At 37.7% G+C, this 17,186-nt stretch carries 18 protein-coding genes; 3 read left to right on the top strand and 15 right to left on the bottom strand.

Annotated elements, in window-relative coordinates; genetic code table 11:
* Positions 1-34 precede the first annotated feature (34 nt).
* From NQ505_RS07735 to NQ505_RS07700, 8 genes are all read right to left on the bottom strand, one after another.
* Complete coding sequence (locus tag NQ505_RS07735) at positions 35-658, bottom strand: hypothetical protein (protein WP_008997802.1); 624 nt, start codon at positions 656-658, stop codon at positions 35-37.
* A gap of 107 nt (positions 659-765) precedes the next feature.
* Entirely contained in the window at positions 766-1,449 is a 684-nt protein-coding gene (locus tag NQ505_RS07730) for an energy transducer TonB (RefSeq protein WP_008997801.1), read from the bottom strand.
* A gap of 293 nt (positions 1,450-1,742) precedes the next feature.
* Complete coding sequence (locus NQ505_RS07725; protein ID WP_008997800.1) at positions 1,743-3,035, bottom strand: macro domain-containing protein; 1,293 nt, start codon at positions 3,033-3,035, stop codon at positions 1,743-1,745.
* A gap of 133 nt (positions 3,036-3,168) precedes the next feature.
* Positions 3,169-3,693: an opioid growth factor receptor-related protein gene (locus NQ505_RS07720; RefSeq protein WP_008997799.1), complete on the bottom strand. Its 525-nt coding sequence runs from the start codon at positions 3,691-3,693 to the stop codon at positions 3,169-3,171.
* 7 nt (positions 3,694-3,700) lie between these two features.
* Positions 3,701-4,084, bottom strand: a complete 384-nt coding sequence (locus NQ505_RS07715; RefSeq protein WP_229065752.1) for a hypothetical protein — start codon at positions 4,082-4,084, stop codon at positions 3,701-3,703.
* Positions 4,085-4,107: 23 nt separating this feature from the next.
* Positions 4,108-5,892, bottom strand: a complete 1,785-nt coding sequence (locus NQ505_RS07710) for an AAA family ATPase (protein ID WP_008997798.1) — start codon at positions 5,890-5,892, stop codon at positions 4,108-4,110.
* 253 nt (positions 5,893-6,145) lie between these two features.
* Positions 6,146-6,586, bottom strand: a complete 441-nt coding sequence (locus tag NQ505_RS07705; protein WP_008997797.1) for a hypothetical protein — start codon at positions 6,584-6,586, stop codon at positions 6,146-6,148.
* 44 nt (positions 6,587-6,630) lie between these two features.
* Positions 6,631-7,674 (bottom strand): WG repeat-containing protein, encoded by a 1,044-nt coding sequence (locus NQ505_RS07700; protein WP_008997796.1) that lies wholly within the window; start codon positions 7,672-7,674, stop codon positions 6,631-6,633.
* Between the two features lie 444 nt (positions 7,675-8,118).
* On the opposite strand from NQ505_RS07700, the gene NQ505_RS07695 reads away from it, so the two are divergent.
* The 3 genes from NQ505_RS07695 to tnpC all read left to right on the top strand — a co-directional run bounded on the left by NQ505_RS07695 (position 8,119) and on the right by tnpC (position 10,513).
* The gene (locus tag NQ505_RS07695; RefSeq protein WP_009001061.1) at positions 8,119-8,523 is read left to right on the top strand and encodes a hypothetical protein; all 405 of its coding nucleotides are present in this window, start codon (positions 8,119-8,121) and stop codon (positions 8,521-8,523) included.
* Entirely contained in the window at positions 8,511-8,861 is a 351-nt protein-coding gene (tnpB, locus tag NQ505_RS07690) for an IS66 family insertion sequence element accessory protein TnpB (RefSeq protein WP_004296723.1), read from the top strand. The genes NQ505_RS07695 and tnpB overlap by 13 nt, the downstream gene beginning before the upstream one ends.
* 86 nt (positions 8,862-8,947) lie before the next feature.
* Positions 8,948-10,513 carry an IS66 family transposase gene (gene tnpC, locus NQ505_RS07685; protein ID WP_259827539.1) on the top strand — a complete coding sequence of 522 codons (1,566 nt, stop codon included), beginning with the start codon at positions 8,948-8,950 and terminating at the stop codon, positions 10,511-10,513.
* Positions 10,514-10,823: 310 nt separating this feature from the next.
* Here tnpC and NQ505_RS07680 read toward each other — a convergent pair whose 3' ends face one another.
* From NQ505_RS07680 to NQ505_RS07650, 7 genes are read right to left on the bottom strand one after another with little or no spacing between them, the layout of a single operon-like run.
* Positions 10,824-11,111 (bottom strand): hypothetical protein, encoded by a 288-nt coding sequence (locus NQ505_RS07680; protein ID WP_009000923.1) that lies wholly within the window; start codon positions 11,109-11,111, stop codon positions 10,824-10,826.
* Positions 11,112-11,122: 11 nt separating this feature from the next.
* Complete coding sequence (locus NQ505_RS07675; protein WP_050547498.1) at positions 11,123-12,799, bottom strand: AAA family ATPase; 1,677 nt, start codon at positions 12,797-12,799, stop codon at positions 11,123-11,125.
* Complete coding sequence (locus tag NQ505_RS07670) at positions 12,781-13,587, bottom strand: hypothetical protein (RefSeq protein ID WP_009000925.1); 807 nt, start codon at positions 13,585-13,587, stop codon at positions 12,781-12,783. Before NQ505_RS07670 ends, NQ505_RS07675 begins: the two co-directional genes overlap by 19 nt.
* 7 nt (positions 13,588-13,594) lie before the next feature.
* Positions 13,595-14,110, bottom strand: a complete 516-nt coding sequence (locus NQ505_RS07665; protein WP_009000926.1) for a hypothetical protein — start codon at positions 14,108-14,110, stop codon at positions 13,595-13,597.
* 23 nt (positions 14,111-14,133) lie between these two features.
* Positions 14,134-14,901 (bottom strand): hypothetical protein, encoded by a 768-nt coding sequence (locus NQ505_RS07660; protein WP_032853984.1) that lies wholly within the window; start codon positions 14,899-14,901, stop codon positions 14,134-14,136.
* A complete protein-coding gene (locus NQ505_RS07655; RefSeq protein WP_009000928.1) occupies positions 14,898-16,754 on the bottom strand; it encodes an Hsp70 family protein in 1,857 nt (618 codons plus the stop codon). The genes NQ505_RS07660 and NQ505_RS07655 overlap by 4 nt, the downstream gene beginning before the upstream one ends.
* Positions 16,755-16,805: 51 nt before the next feature.
* On the bottom strand, positions 16,806-17,171 hold the full coding sequence (locus tag NQ505_RS07650; protein WP_009000929.1) for a hypothetical protein: 366 nt from the start codon (positions 17,169-17,171) through the stop codon (positions 16,806-16,808).
* Positions 17,172-17,186 lie beyond the last annotated feature (15 nt).

Here is a 17,186-nt window from a genome sequence, read left to right as displayed (position 1 = left end):
TTTTACTTATTATAAGGTAAACGTACAAAGGTTCTTAGAAGTTGACAATATACTGCTGTTTTATCTTCGTTTTATCAAAAAATAGTAAACCGACGTCGTAGAGGTCGAAGGTGATGCCTATTCTTTCATCAGCCTGCAGCTTTTTCCAAAGTGCTTTCATCTCTTTGGAATAGCAGATGCCATGGACTACAAATACACTTTTAGGAGTGGTGCGATGTGCACAAACCCAGAAGACTTCTTCCAGTAAATTGGGATTCCGGTAGTCATTCAGATACAGAAAGTCGACTGAAGTGTCTGCATCCAGAAACAGTTCCGACAAGTCGGAAGCAAAGAGGTAGGAAGCCGATGGTTTAGCAGATTGTAAGTAGAGGGTTGTGGACGAAGGACGCCCAACTTCTATAATCGTAGCAGGCTGCACTTTGTTCACCAACCGGAACAGGAAACGGTTTACCTTTTGAGAACCTTTAGTCCACCCACGCTCTCTTATCATCTTTTTTTGTTCTTTTTTCAAAGAAGAATAGGCATAGTAAGGCATCTTCTCATAAATCACATCGGTAATCAGGCTAAAAGCAAAAGGGGAATGTACGCCATATCCGCAACGATAACGAAAGCGGGAAAGCCAGATAAAAGGTCTTTTTATACAGAGTAGAAGATTCATAAAACAATCATTCGTATTTTTATTCTCCCGACAAAGATATATTTTTTTATTGAAAAAGGGTCGGTTCCCATAAAGAACCGACCCTCATACTCATTTATTCCAAGTTACTACTGTAGTCTGAATGATACCGGTACAGTAAATTTCACTCGAACTTTCTTACCATTTTGCACTCCGGGAGTCCATTTCGGCATAGAACTTATCACGCGGATAGCTTCTTTATCCAAATAAGGATCAACCCCTCGCACAACTTCAGGATTGGAAATCGTTCCGTCTTTGTCTACAACAAACTGAACAATGACTTTTCCTTGTGAACCTGTTTCCTGCGAAATCGTTGGATATTTGATATTACTACTTAAATATTTCATTAAAGCAGCTGTACCTCCAATAAACTCCGGCATGACTTCAACACTTACGTGAATAATGTCTTCAACTACCGTTTCTGTTTCTACCACTGGGGGTATCCAAATAACGTCACGAACTGCATTCATATCCTCTGACACTGTAGAAACGTTATCCGTCACCTCCATATTGTTTTCCACTATTTCGAACAATTCTGTTACCTTAGTTTCGGGAGGAGGAGGCGGTTCCAGTTTCTCGTCTGGGAATGTGATTGGAACTAGCTCTGTTACAAAGATGGATTCATCATCTGGTGATAGTGCTGCAACTCTGACATCATGTTGTGTCCATTCGAACGAAACGAACATGAAGGCTAGCGCAACAACCAAACCCATCAACAACCAAGAACCCCGTTGATTCTCAATTGCAGCCTTTTTTGATTTCTTGGCTTCCATAAAAAATGTGTTTAAGTAATTAATAATAGAAAATATATAGTATATATACTACTTTTCGTTTTTCCTCTTAAGCATTACTTAAAGTGCTCTCTCGCTGCAATAAATATAATCTTTTTATGGATAGGTTGTTACGACGTCTCTTGTTTATTTTATTCTTTTCTCTTCTTTTGGATAAAATTTATGAATAATTCGTTTGAGGTTATCAGGGTTCGGACAAAGACATTGAAGTACAGTAGGGTTGCTTTTATGGTATTCTGAAGCAAATGTGTTCGATGAAACGAGGTTTGTCACTACTATTTAATATATCGTTCCAAGTCTGCAAAAACCTGTTCTCCGAGCTGATCGATGGAATTAAAATAGTAAACTATTCGCTCTTTCTCAATTTCAGTCAACAGCTCCAACATTTTCTGACTGTTGTCTCCTGTTGTTATATCGTCTTTCGCATTTTTGGCAATGTAGACCAATATGGGTTTATTGGAGGCCAGTGCTTCCCTATACTCTATCTCGGTCATCGACATATTAGTATTCTCATCGACATATCCATATCGTGTTCCGAATATACCAAGATAAATATCTGCTTTTTTCACTTCATCTGTTATCACAGAAGTGACTTTATTGGCATTAGCGCCCCAATTTTCCATGCAAATCGGAACCATCCTGCGCTTTATAATCCGATCAATGATTGCCTTACGATATTCTTTCATGTCTTCAAATGTTGAACTCAGGAAAACCGATTTAAAACTGCTATTGAGCGCATCCGTACATTCCACCTCTTTTATCTCTCGCATGCACGAGTATCTAATTTTATTGTTCTCATCGAGTTGATAGTGCAATGTCTTGATCTGTTCATTATCATTTTTCTCAATAGCCTCGATAAGTTTCATCTCGAAGTTCATTCGCTGCTCTTCGAGTTTTATCAGATAACTATTCAAATGATTCAACCGCATTGATTTCATATCCCACTGTTTGGCATGGGCTTCTGTTTCAGCCGGATTCACTTCGGCTATATCAACCCCCGAAGTGAACATTCTACGATAAAATTGCTCGAAGAAAACAATATAATCAATCGCTGTTCTCCTGCCATAACGATCCATCAGATAGATATAAATTTCTAATTCTTCATCGGAGTTGGACAGGAACTCTGAAATAGCCATTGACATAAAGTGAGCAACGTCTTCCAGGCTATATCGCGCAGCTCCAGTACCTATTGCAGGAAAAGCAATGCTCTTCAATCCCAGAACGGACAATACATTCAAGCTCTTTTTAATAATACTGTTAATGGATTTCTCTACTGTAAATTCGTCTTTTTGAGACCAGTCTATCGTTATCGCATGGAACACATATTTTGCTTCCAACTTCCCTGCTGATGTAACTATCACATCCCCCATCTGGCAAGGAACGTTTTTCCGGGCATCTCTCGCTATCACATCTCCACCTGCTCTAAGGATAGATGCAGAAACTCCTCCACCCATTGAAAGATAAGCATCATCAGAACTAACAATAACATCCGTCACTGCCGAAGTAAGATCTCCGAATTTGATTATCAATCTTGACTTACCAAACTGGTAGGCTTTTTCATCGTTCATGTTCACTCATACTTTACAAAGGTTATTACCAATCTTTTAAAAGAGTCTCTTGGTTTTAGAAGAAATCAGGAGTTCAATTATAAAAGCAAAAGTAAAAAATCTAAGTGAGCTATCCAAGTAATTGAGTTTAAAACTAGAATTCAGAAAGCTCACTCATATTCAGGATCTCCATACGAAAAAGTTCCGAACAATCTTTTCCATCATACCAAAAATTCTTTTCTTCGGATATCAGGCGCAAAGCATACGTACGTACCGATTCAAATTCTTTTTCAAAACCAAATAATAACAAAGAAGAAGCGCATTTATACAAACGAATAGGCCAGTCCGCCCAATCCTGAAAAAGATCCGGATTATCCACCATCTTGTGATCTTTCAATTTCCATCCCCACGATAACAGAAGCAATTCCACTCCGCGCAGATAACGACGTACAAAAATCGAATTCTTTTTCAATAGATTGACTTCATAATCATAGACCGTATAGGCTTCCCCATACGAACTTGGCTGGTTATATGGAAACATCCACCAATCATAATGATGACGGTGGAATTCATTCCATTTACCTGATGCAGCCCAGCATTCAAAGTTATAAAGTTGTTCCCGTTGTTTGCGCTTCAATTCTTCCAAACCTACAAAATCCGGGCTATCATTTCGTTTCATAACATTTCTATTCTTCTTTCAAAGCAGCATAGAAGCGTTGCCGGGCCTGGTACAATGTTGAAACGGCGACCGGAACCAGATCTTCCATCTTGTGTTCTTTATCCAACAAATTCTCAAAACATACCCACACACTATCGTTACTGATAACGAGTTTGGCAACTTTCATCGAATTGTTGACATTGTTGATAGCACGCAACACTTCCAGTTCATTTTCTTCACTCACATCATAGATATTCGGAATCAACAGATTGAAGAAACTTTCATCATTTTCGTCCTCCATATAAACATAGTTTGTCATCTGGAATTTAAACGAGATGCCAAAGTTTTCCATTACAGGAACTAAGCCTTCATTTTTCAGCGCTTCAAAAACTTTTTCTACTGTTTTCATCATTCTAATTATTTAAGTTGAACATTTTATTTATAGGCGGCAAAACCAATCCTCCTCCGTTCCTCTATCCTGCCCGATTCCAGTCTGGCATACATAGACTCGTAAACTTCGATCTGCTCCTTATTCACAGATTGCCTGGCATTTCCTATTTCATCCATCAAGAGTTCCTGTGAAATTGGAATATCTTTCATAGCTGCTGCCAATGCCGTTTCATTAACTATAAACGTGATATCACTGGCTACATACCCCGCAGTCTTATCTGCTAATATTTCGCAATCGATAGTTTCCTCACACCATCTATCTCTCAGTTGAAAGACAAACAACGATTTTCTAGCTTCCTTATCGGGCAATGGAATATAGATTAGCTTATCTATTCTACCGGTACGAAGCACAGCCGGGTCAATCCTGTCGGGACGGTTGGAAGTTCCTATCACAAATATTCCTCTTTCCGCACAGTTGTTGAGTTGGCTTAAAAATTCATTTACTTCTCCGGATTGCCCTACATTATCCATCCTCGAACGGTCTGGTACCATTGCATCAAATTCATCGAAGCAAATCACAGTTGGTGCCTTCTTTTCAGCCTCATCAAATAATTCGGCTATCTTACCTTGCATGCCATGAATATAGATAGAACCAAGATCGGACGCTTTTACCATCATGAAATTCAAACCGGACTCTTGAGCGAATTTCTCTGCAATATATGTCTTTCCGCATCCCGGAGGACCATACAGTAATGTACCATTCGGTATTTTCAGTTTGTATCTTTCTACTTTCTCTTTATTCTTGAGCAAGAACAATATATCCTTATAGAATATCTGTTTCACCTCCTCCATTCCGGCTACATCTGCAAATCCGTTTCCTGTCTGCTTTTTTATCTTTTCATCCCAAGAAGAGGCGTTTTCCTGCTCTACTGGTATCGGGGGCGTCTTTTCAACGACCGCTATCTCTCCGTCAAGCCCTTTTTTAAAGGCTTCCACATTATAATATCTTTTTTCATAATCCAATGCCAGTGCTTTTTTCAGCGTGTTTTGCTGTTCATCGGTTAGCATCAATTCTTCCGGGAACAGGAGTTCTGCTTCACGGGCTTTTTTGACTATTTTCTTATAAAGCCTGGTATCGCAGGAACAATCCGGCAGTTCTGTCTGCCAAGGAGCTTTTCCTGTCAGCATCTCATACAACAAGGCACCTACGGAAAATAAATCAGACTGTTCATCATACATCCCCGTATAAGTTTCCGGTGCACGATACCATGGGTTCAAGTCATCGGTAGGGAAAGAGGCTACTCCACTTCTTCGATAAGATAAATGTCCGGTACCAATGATATATACTTTGGTCTCGTGTTCTCTACTTTCATAAAGCAAAATGTTACGAGGCGTCATATCATTATGGATAATTGCCCGTTCTTGCCGATGCAGACAAGACAATCCATTCAACACTTGGTGAATAATGGGCATTGCCTCATCCCAAGAGTAACGTTTTCCTTCAGCCAATAAATCGGAGAGACGCTTGCTTTCTATATATTCACGAACCAAACAATGGTATTCTTTCCCATCCAATAATACAGTATCATACAAATGTATAGGGGCAAACCAATGATACATTTCGTTTCGGATATTCCCCTCCATTAAAGTACCGCCTTCTGACAATTGCCTGGATGGAAATTCCATTACATCATACAATTTCAACAAAACTTTCTTATGCTCTTCCTGTACACTAGTAGCCAGATAAGTTTGCTCATATCCGTACATTGATTTCAAGAATGCATCTACTCGAAAATCATGAATCTGTTGTCCTACATTTAATGCACTCATATCCTTAGTTATTTAGTCGGTTCTTATTCGTTTTATATAAGAGAGTACATAAGGATCAAGAATCTATCAATATCTCAATTCAATTATTAGATATAAAACTCACTAAGAAGAGAAATATTCTTCGGATTGAAGTAGGCTTTAAATTAAAATCATTTTCCATCTAATACCTTCAACCCTGGAATCTCTTTTTCAATCTACAAACCAATTAATTATTCTCATCACTATCAGTTCGTCCCTCTCCCAATATTCACACTCAGAAACTCGGATACTTTTCTTTGAGCTTCCTCAAAAAAGGAGGGGTTATCTGTAATGTTTCCACAGTATTAAAGGGAGGAAGCAAGACACAATTATTCTCCTTTATTAGTACCAGATAACTGATATTTAAAATAAAAGATTGGCTAATCTGTGTCAAAAAAGGATGATAGTTCAAAATCATTTGTGAGTTTACACTTCTTTTCAACTTTAAGACATGCCCATCATACAACATGGCTTCCCATTGCCTTCCTTTTGAATTATAACGAAAATACCCAATCTCACCTAAACGGATCAATTGCAAATTTCCCGTTGCAGTCGTACATAAAAAGATATCGTTCTGATCCCCAACTACAGAAGAAATCCGTATGGCAGCAAACTCACTGCCTGAAATAAAATTTCTCATTGTCTTTTCCCGTTGACTACGATTATTCGTTTCCATAATATACATCTATTTTTATATTTTCTACTTTCAAACTACTATACTTAATGCAAATCAGCTGCTTCATTACGAATAACGGTTCCCTGTCTGTTTATGATAACACTTGAATAGCTATCTTTTAGTGTGCACAAAAACAGGTCTTTATTAATAGCCGTAATATTATCATATAAAACCGGAGTTATGGGTTTACCATTTTGTCCCATCAAACCATAGCTATTATATACACTATAACTATATAATCCCGTAGATTTCCTGATCGTTTCCCCTCCCTCTTTCGTTTTCTCAAAACTGTCATATTCCAATATGGTAACACCACTATAAATATTCTCATTTAGCACTTTTCCATCATAGCCAATCTGCACCTGACTTCCATCCTGTTTATCAGCAATTATATAATGCTCTAATAACTGAATATATTTATATTCTGGAGAGAGAAGTATCTGTAAAGAATCGTCAAGAACGCCACTAAATTTGCCAACATCAAATATTCTCTTTCCATATTGAGGAGTATGTATGCAATCATAAGCAGGTTCCAACACCCATTGCCCCTTCTTGTCTATTATTCCACATTTACCTGACACATCGTACATGCTACTATATCCATTGCGAAAAACAAACGCAACACTTTTCGCATTATCTTTCAAATAAGGAAAGTGAAAGTCGATGACTGTCTTTCCTTGACGGTCTATAAATCCAACCTTTTCATTCGACACAACAGCAGCCAATCCCTCGGAAAAGACCCAAGCATGTGTATATTGTTCCGGAATTACAGCCTCACCAGTGAAACGATTGAAATAACCACGTTTCCTATTCTTCGAGAAAACCACTAGCGTGTCTTTACAAGACTCCGCACTCAACAACCAATCAATATCTTTAATCGTAGTTTTGCCAGTAACCATATTTTCAATTCTATATTTTCCATCTTTTATATAAGAATGGCACTCACTACTATAGATGTCACCCAGATATTCTGTACTTCCACGTCCCAAACGAGATTCGCTAGTAATGAGAATAGTCACCCAACTTAGACACAGTACTGCGACAAAACCCAAAACTCGTCCAAATGTAATTTTCTTTAATGCTTTCATTGTTTCATGTATTATTTTTATTACCTCAAAAAAGATTTATACTTCTTTATAAAGTATCAATCCTCATCCTTTCTCTAGTTATATCTATATAGATGAAATACAAGAGGTAAATCTAGCACCATAAACAAAAAAAAACAGGAATCATTTCGCAGAGCAATAATCTAACAGATTGAGTCTGCAAAATGATTAATGGACAAGTTGTACTATTAGTCGAGAAAGCACTCCTTCATTTTGTGGGAACAAATTCCCATAAAATAAGAGGATAGTCTTTGTTTGTTGTCCTTCATCTTTCTCCTGGACTCTTGATAAATAGGACGTTTATAGATGAAGGCAACTCTTTCACCAACTCTTTCACTGTAAGCGTCTCCGTAAGCGTCTCCGCGATTCTATCTTGTCGCCCTTTTTTCATTCTTATATTTTTGCGATGTATAAAAATGAAGCATTATGGATTTAGCAGAAAATCGATTTGGAAAAACTTGGAAACATTTCCTTGAAGTATTGAAAGTAGACTACAATTGTTCTTTAGCCGATGTTTGCCGCGATCAGCATACCACTTTTGGTGGTATGAGTTCCTGGATGTCCAGACGGGGCTATAGCGTTAAACAAGCCAAGGCAGATGTGGTCCGTGATTATTATGGCGGCATTGAACCCTCCCAACCGACAACTTCCTCTCCTTCATTCACTCAAATAGCACCCGCCATGTTGTCGGAAGAAGAGTTTAGTCTTGCCGGGATCACAATCACCTTTAACAGTGGAACCACCATTTCGGTCAAACGGGCCACACCCGGTGGTGTTATTAAAATGTTGCGCGATTACGAAAGAAAGGAGGGAGATCCATGTATTCTCTAACATCAGCCAATCGATACTATCTGTACCAGGGCTTTGTTCGTATGAACCTTGGCATTGACGGTTTATTCAAAATTATACGATCGGAAATGAAGGACTTGTCTCCCGTTTCCGGAGATATCTTTTTATTCTTTGGTAAAAACCGACAAAGTGTAAAAATACTGCGTTGGGATGGCGATGGCTTTCTTCTGTACTACAAGCGCCTCGAAGGTGGAAGTTTTGAGTTACCGACATTTAACCCCAATACAGGTAATTACGAGATTTCTTATCAGGTTTTGTCTTTTATCTTAAATGGAGTGTCATTAAAGTCTGTACGGTTGAGAAAGCGTTTTAGGATCTAATTCAACATTCTGATTATTAGTTATTTGCGCTAAAGATATCATCCGGTTTATTTGGCCAATTCGTTGATTTTTTATATCTTTATGCCATGAAAAAGGATGAGATCATAGAGTTATTGAAGGAACAAATCAAGGGATTACGAGATGACAACAACAGACTCTTGGACCAAATAGATGCTTTGATAAAGGAGGTTTCTTCCCTTAAAGAGGCACTCCTTCAAAAAGGCGAATCTCTTAGCAAGCAACAGCGCCTTACTAAGGGACTCGCCAAACTTGTATCCAACACATCCGAACAGCAACAGGCTCCCCAATCTGCCATATCCGAAGAAGAGCGGCAGAAGATAGAAGCGGAAAAAGCAGATAAGCGTAAAGCAAGAAAGAACAATGGGGCCAAACGTGACATGCATTATGAGATGGAGGAAGAAGAACATGTCGTTTATCCCGATGATCCCGATTTTGACATCAATAAGGCCCGGTTGTTTACCACTGTTCCCAGAATATGCGTCCGCTATGAATGTGTACCCATGCGCTTCATCAAGCATGTCTACAAGATACACACCTATACGCAAGAAGGTCGCCTGTTTGAGGGAAAAACACCGGCTTCGGCCTTCTTGAATTCCAGCTATGACGGTTCATTTATTGCCGGATTGATGGAATTACGTTATATACAATCGCTACCTGTTGAAAGAATCATCAACTACTTCGAGAGTCATGGCTTTACGCTGAAGAAACCTACGGCTCATAAGTTGATAGAGAAAGCCTCAAACCTCTTCGAAAATCTTTATAAGTGCATCCGGCAGACAGCTTTGAGTGATCCTTATAAGGCAGCCGATGAAACCTATTACAAAATACTCGTCCCGGAAAAGAACAGCAAGGGAAAAGGAGTCAGGAAGGGATACCTTTGGGTGGTTGTCGGCATAAACACCAGGATGATATACTTGCTCTATGATGACGGCTCCCGGTCTGAAAGAGTTATTCTTAACGAATTAGGCAGTTGCAAAGGTATCATACAAAGCGATGGTTACTCACCTTACCGGAAGCTCGAAAGCGATGCTTATCCCAATATCACACGCATCCCGTGCTTGCAACATATAAAACGGAAATTTATAGATTGCGGTGAGAAGGACCCGGATGCAAAAAGAATCGTGGAGCTGATAAACGCACTTTATCAAAACGAGCATAAGCATAAAGTTGAGGTTGAGGGATGGACGGTAGAACAGAATCTTACGCATCGAAAAAAGTATGCGCCGGACATACTCGGAGAAATAAAAGATGTGCTTGATGAAATAGAAGAACGGGGGGATTTATTACCTAAGAGCGAACTGCAGGAAGCCATTACCTATCTTCGCAATGAGTGGAATGCAGTGGTGGACATCTTTAATTATGGTGACACTTATCTGGACAACAATATGGTTGAACGGATGAACCGGTACATATCCTTATCAAGAAAAAACTCATTGTTCTTCGGCAGCCATAAGGGGGCCGAACGAGGCGCCATACTCTATACGATAGCACTCACTTGTAGGATGCATAAAGTGAATCTATTTGAGTATCTCACGGATGTGATAAACAGAACAGCCGAATGGCAACCGAACACACCAATTGAAAAATACAGGGAACTGCTTCCTGACAGATGGGAAAAGGCTAATGACTAAAAAGGGATCATTAGCCTTTTTATTTTAATACACTATATAGAATCGCGGAGACGCTTACGAGACGCTTACACATGAATGCAATGGTGAAGATTCCCCCTTCACCTGTAAACTCCCTATTCATCAAGCGTTCAGGAGAAAGGTGAAGGGAATAGAAAGAATTATATCTCTGTAGGGAAATCAAATATTGTCTTACCAATTCTCTAAAGCACAGCTTTAGCCTACCTAAAACTGCGCTTTTCGTTCCTTAAAGCTATGCTTCAGGTAGATAAGATAACCTATATCTGAAATAATAGAGACTTTCGAAGAATGGCTAATTCAGTAAATCCAGTTCTAATAAAAGACGTTTGATCGTTGCCTGAGCGGTTTCGCTCCTGTCTTTTGAAATTTCAATCTGTTTGACAAGTGCCATTCCTTCTTCTTCTCCTACTTGTTGTAACCACTTAAGAAGAACACCATCGTAAATTAATGGAACAAGCCAATAATTCAAAGCCTCAAAATCATCTTTAATGCTTCTTATGGAATTAATAAAGTCTTCTATATTGAAACAGAATCGATTATTGACAAATAATAATTCATTATGCGAAATACATTCCTCCATATTTTTCTCAATTAATCTTTTTTATTTGATGCAGATTTAAAATGGTAACACTCTTGAATCTCCAGTATTCTCTCAACATTCGTTTTTTGTCCTAATTTTCCTTTCTGATTAGCCATAACAGCATCTTTCATTGATGCAATTACAGATAGAAAATCATCCACTTTAATTGGCACACGATGTTGACTCGACATACCCAAATACTTGATAAATGCATTCTCCATAACCATAGAAACAACCGCTTCAATCTCCGAACCGGCAAAGCCACCATAGACACCACCTTGCATAGCTAGTGCTATCTTCTGATATTCTCCTTTTGTTAGTGTTTGAAAATCAAATATTGAATCGGGACTATTATAGCGGCTAAGCTTCTTCAATAAAATATCCACACACTCTGATTCGGTTGGAAAATTCACAAAATAAACTTCATCAAAACGCCCTTTTCTCATGAATTCCGGTCTCATTGTATCATTTGCTGTGGCAACAACATATATAGGCGTTTTCCTTTCTTGCATCCATGTTAGAAAACATCCCATAAGACGAATAATCAACGAATCATTTCCACTCGAATTTTGAGTTCCTGCAAAAGCTTTTTCAACTTCATCAATCCAAAGGATACAAGGATGTGTAGACTCGGCTGTTTGTAAAGCCTTTCGAAGATTTTCTTCGCTCTCTCCCACATATTTCCCCATAAGTTTATTAACGTCAAGTCTTAAAAGAGGCATTGCAAATTCATCCGCTATTGCTTTAGCAATCATACTTTTACCACATCCAGGCATTCCAAGAATGAGTATTCCTTTCGGCATCTGCAATTTAACAGAATGACTTGTAGCGAGAGATAAATTTTTAAAAAACTTCGCTTTTTGGAGAATATCCTTTTGGAGAACTTCCAATCCCCCAATTTGCTTCAAAGTAATATCTGTCTCTATTATTTCAAGCGTATCTGTTTTCTTTACCAAATTTTTCTTCTCTGTTTCAGCCATATTAAGAGCCACTTTTGAAAGATAACCTCCTGTTCGTACCAGAACAGACCTCAGTATATTTATTATCTGAAGTTGATGGAGACCTTGAAATGTGCGAATAAGTGATGTCAAATAAGCCTCCCTCCCATCAGTTAGAAAAATCGACTTAGAAAGAGGAATAGGTAAAAGTAGTTCCTCAATTATTTCTGCAGAGGGAAGCAAAATATTGACAACTTGAGTATGTGGAATTAAGACTGACGGAAAAGACGAGATTGGAATATCATCTATAAATATGAGAGTTTTGGTTCGTTCCAATACTCCCTTTTCATATAGAGTGGCAAACTGTAATAATTGCAGTATACATTCTTCATCAGAAAACAGAGATTTCAAAGCCCCTTTAAAAAGATAAATCTTCTTATTACCTAAACCATTCTCATTGTCTAATAAATCAGTCAAAAAAGATGGTAATTTATAGCATTCGTCCTTTTTTTTAGTATTAAAATCAATACTTCCACGTGCAATGTCAAACTCGACAAGATCATCGTAAGAAATGTTCAATCCACAATGTGTTTTTTGACTAGTAGAAATTAATTGGACTAACGCATTATCCAGATAACTATAATGATAATGAGGCACAAAAACAATTGGTACCGATAATATCGCAGTCGTAATTTCCATAAGGAACTGCGGTTCTATTATTGGATTAATAACTATTTCCCTGTTAGCCATTTCCAGACTTTTTTTGCTCCTTGTTTAACCTTTGCCCCCACCTCTTTAACCTCTTCTACTATTGTATGAGCTACAGATTTTATGCAATCAACCACAGGAGCAGCATAAATACTTATTCCATCAGCCACATTTTCTGCAGCCTTTACAACCTTTTCAGCTATACGAGAAGCAATTTTTTCTCCTTTGCGATATAAGTTAATGACACCTTGTGATATAGTTTCTGCAGCTTTCAATGCCACTTCTTTTACTTTTTTACGTATCTTCTCTTTTGTTTTTTGGGGGATGATTTCAGAAACAAGCATGATTCCACCTGCAATTAAACCTGCAGGCCCTCCTACGAGTCCTAGCGCAGTGGCCAAAACTCCTTTTACTAGTTTTCTACCATAACGTTTCTTTATACGTTTGGTCGTAGAAACGACTTTTGAAACAAAATTGTTTTCACATTCTTCTTTATATTGCTTGGCTCCAATCTTATTTGACTCATACAGAGTAACTAAACGTGCATCCCTTAAAGCTTCCGCGGCAGCTTCTGCCAACTGTTTTGCTATTTTTCTTGGTTTCCATTTACTACGTTTAACAGAAAGGTAAACTGCTGCTTTTATCTTATTTTCAGTTTCAACATCCAGTTGGACATTTTCACCCAATGGACGCTGTAGATAGTCAATTATTTCTTGACTCTGAAAATCACCTTCATTCAATCCTAACTTCAGCCAGTTATTGCTTTTCCTCAACCTCTGAATACCTTGTTCTAAGGCTATTAATTCACGAGTGATATCTTTTGCTTCCATTATATACCTATTTATTTTCCAAATGAGTATCTTCTTCATCAAGAGTATCTTCCGATTGACATTCAAAAGCGCCAATGGAAGTCATATGCTCATCAATTATCTGTTCTCTGGTTTCTTCATCAGTCGCATCAATCCGTGCTTTCAGGCGTTCAAGCGCCAGATCATCTTGCCCATCTTTTATCAAAGCATCCATCTCAATAATAATACTTTCGGACAGAATTGCATTCATCTCTTCAACTGCTTTCCGCCTATCCTCTTCTGACGCTCCCAAATGTTCTTGTTCCCAAATCTTAAGATACTCTCTTTCCAAATAAGCATGTGGTGGCAACCCTGATGCTTGAAGAGCTTCACGCTCAGCATAGAAATCTTCAGTTGCTTGAAAAAGCTCCTCAAGATCCATTCTTTCCTCTTCATCTACAGTAATATTAAGGATTTCTTTCTTGTAATCCTTTCCCTTGAATAAAGAGCATTTTTTAAAGAACTCAATAAATAAGTCTTTCACTCTTTGAGGTACATAATCCATTTATGTCAGTATTTTGATTGTTTTTATAAAATCTTAGATTTTCGCCTGCCTATTATATTTGAATCGGGAAACTCAAAACCTAGTTGAACTACACGGTTTATCCGGTAATCAGGCATGATATCATCTCCAAGAAGATGTTCGTCCCATGTTCCATCAAAGTTTTGATTCAAAGGAAACCTCACACAGTCTTTCCAATCTCTTCCTTTTGCACTAAGAAAAGATACTATTTGAGACCGGTAATTCATATTAAATAACGAGATTTTACTCTTGAGATTATTTATTAATTCCTTCTTATCTTGTGCAAGTGAACTGAAATCAATCGTCGGATTTTTATCCATCACCAAGGCCTCCATCAACACCATGCCGATCTCTGGCAACTGTCTTAATTCGTATAGCTCGTTATTGATATTGTTAAATGCAATAACAGCATCATTATAGGCTATCTGATCTACTGCAGAGGATGAAGAAGCCGAAACATCATGAGACTTCAATAATAGTGTCAATTCATCAAGTCCCTTCTGGCATTGCTCAACATTAGAAAATATTAACTCACTGAATTCTTTCCGCTCACTTATGGATTCTTGATACCCTTTTTTAATATCAGCAACCTCTTTTAAAAGAGCCGAGAGACGATCAAAAAGCTCATGATTCTGTCTGTTAATTCGAACTACGGGATTGTCACTTAACACTTTCTCGAATATATTAATCAAATACAGAAGAATAATTACAAGAAACACAGCGTTAAAAATCACCACAAATAATATGAGATATACATTCATTTCTACAATCATTTTTTAGACTTATTCGTAAGGGAAATATTTCCCTCTTTTATAAGTTCGTTTGACTCTTCTAAGGTAACATAATAATGAAGATTCCCGGTATTAGTCTCATTAAAATCAACAATACAAACGTAAGATTTATTTCGATAATTTGGTAGAAGAGTACTCCCTAGTTCCCACGCTAATATATTATCCTGAGGATGAACTATTATCTCATCTGAGCCATAAAAACTCAATTCTATAGACTTTTGTTCCTCTCTTACAGCACAGAATGAGCATCTATAATCTAAAAGGTCTGCTCCTTTTATAGCAACAGGAAATCCACAGACCTTATCATTAGACGCCTTTCTTTCTTCAACATCTTTCTGCGAAATAGCATTCAATTCTCCATATTTCATCAACACACCTTTCTCCTTATATGCTTCTTGCAAAGCCATCAAATTACTCGCAGCACAATCGTAAATGTAGAAAGGAGCTTCCCGCTGAATGAAACGTCTCCAAAGTAATAAATAGGATGCTCCATCCATAATGCTGCCAGAGGCACGAAGTGGGGTATTGGCAATATTAGTAGAGACATTTATGGAAAACATCGCATTTATTTTACACATAATTAAATCACGAAGCTTTTGATTAAGAGACAGCCCTCCTGCAAATATTAAAGATAGATTTTCAACATCATCTTTTATTAAATGATTATGAGTCTTTAGAAAAGACTCCACACATTGAGAAATTTTATTAAAAGTGGGTGCAAAAGCTTGTTCATACAACTCCGCCGCGTCAAACGAAGTTTGTCCAATGAGAATATCCGTTACACGGTCTGCAACAGAGCTGTGTCCGTTATTTATTAGCCATTTTCGATAATCTTTAGGAATCGTGAAACTCTTGACTACTTTATGCTTAAAAGCCAACCATGCATTTTCCATTTCTATAGCATGATCAAGATCATCAATATATGGCTGCAAAAGAATATTCTTTAACTCATCATCTGAGAGTTTATCATAAATAATTCCATTGGTAATTCCTTTAGATATAAACCGAAGAAAATATATCCAAAAATCTTTATCAATCATATTTCCTCCCACCCCTATGCCATCACATGAAGCAAGAAGTTGAAAGTGAGAGTCTGATTCGGAAATAACTTCCTTATCTGCTAACAGACAAATATCAGTAGTTCCTCCTCCCATATCAACTACTATTGATTTTTTTCCAGGAGAGTGATCCAATTGTGCATTGTTAGATGCATGGATTCTTTCAGAGACTACGGGTCCTTCAGGTTCAGAGAGTACTCGAACATGGTCACCAAAAACATTCTGGCAAATATCGCTCATAAGTCTTTGATTGTCTTCAGTCCATATTGAAGGAATTGTCACCCCCCATTGAATTTCACTGGAAGAAATAGTCCGGCCTTTGAAAGCACTCTCAACAGATATGCACTCTATTTTGAGAATCCGAAGAAAGATTTTCACAATTAAGGAGATTGGATATGATTTTAATTTTGCAGGATATGACACATCAAGATATATCATCATCTTAAAATACTTAAATTCCACCCAATTTTCCTGCTTAATTTTTTGACAATTTGCAGAAATAAGATCTCGTCCCCAAATAATATTCGGTTCTAAGGTATTCATAAATACTCTCGAGAGTATTCTAAAATCATCGTCATGCAATGACTCGTAATTTATTTCTGCCCTCTCAAGCAATTTCGGATGAATAAAAAACCAGGTTGCATCTTTGGCATAATAACCATCTGAATGGCAAAATTGAGGTGTAGAATATACCAATCTACCATTTTTGTAAGTATCTATACGAGCCGCACCAGAATTTGATGAGCCAAAATCAATTACAATTGCTGAAGTATACATAAAATATTAGTTAATGAGTGTGTGCCGGAAATGACACACACTCATAAGTTTTCAGAGCTTGCTCATTTTTTCAAGGAACTCATCTGATGTCTTGTCGAGAATACTAAAAATAGCCATAAATTCGTCAGAAGAGGTATGTTCAGAAGGGTTAAATTCATAGCTACACCATACACGTTCACCACGAAGAATAAATTTTGTGACAAACTTATCAGAGTTCAGTTCATTACATATTTCCAGAATCTTAGTCTTATCCTTATTGGAAATATTACAAACGATCACGATTTGAAGGAATGGCGAATCATTCGTAAATGCGAAGTAATTTACACCTTGAATCTTAAAAGAGAGGATACCCTCTTCTTCCTCATAACGAAAATTTTCACTTTGAAAAAATTTCTTTAAATACTCGAAGCCTGCCATAATTAATGATGTTTT

Origin of the sequence: Bacteroides sp. D2, assembly GCF_025147085.1 — a bacterium.
In the GTDB taxonomy this organism is placed as follows: Bacteria; Bacteroidota; Bacteroidia; order Bacteroidales; family Bacteroidaceae; genus Bacteroides.
This window is presented reverse-complemented; position numbering and strand designations above follow the sequence as displayed.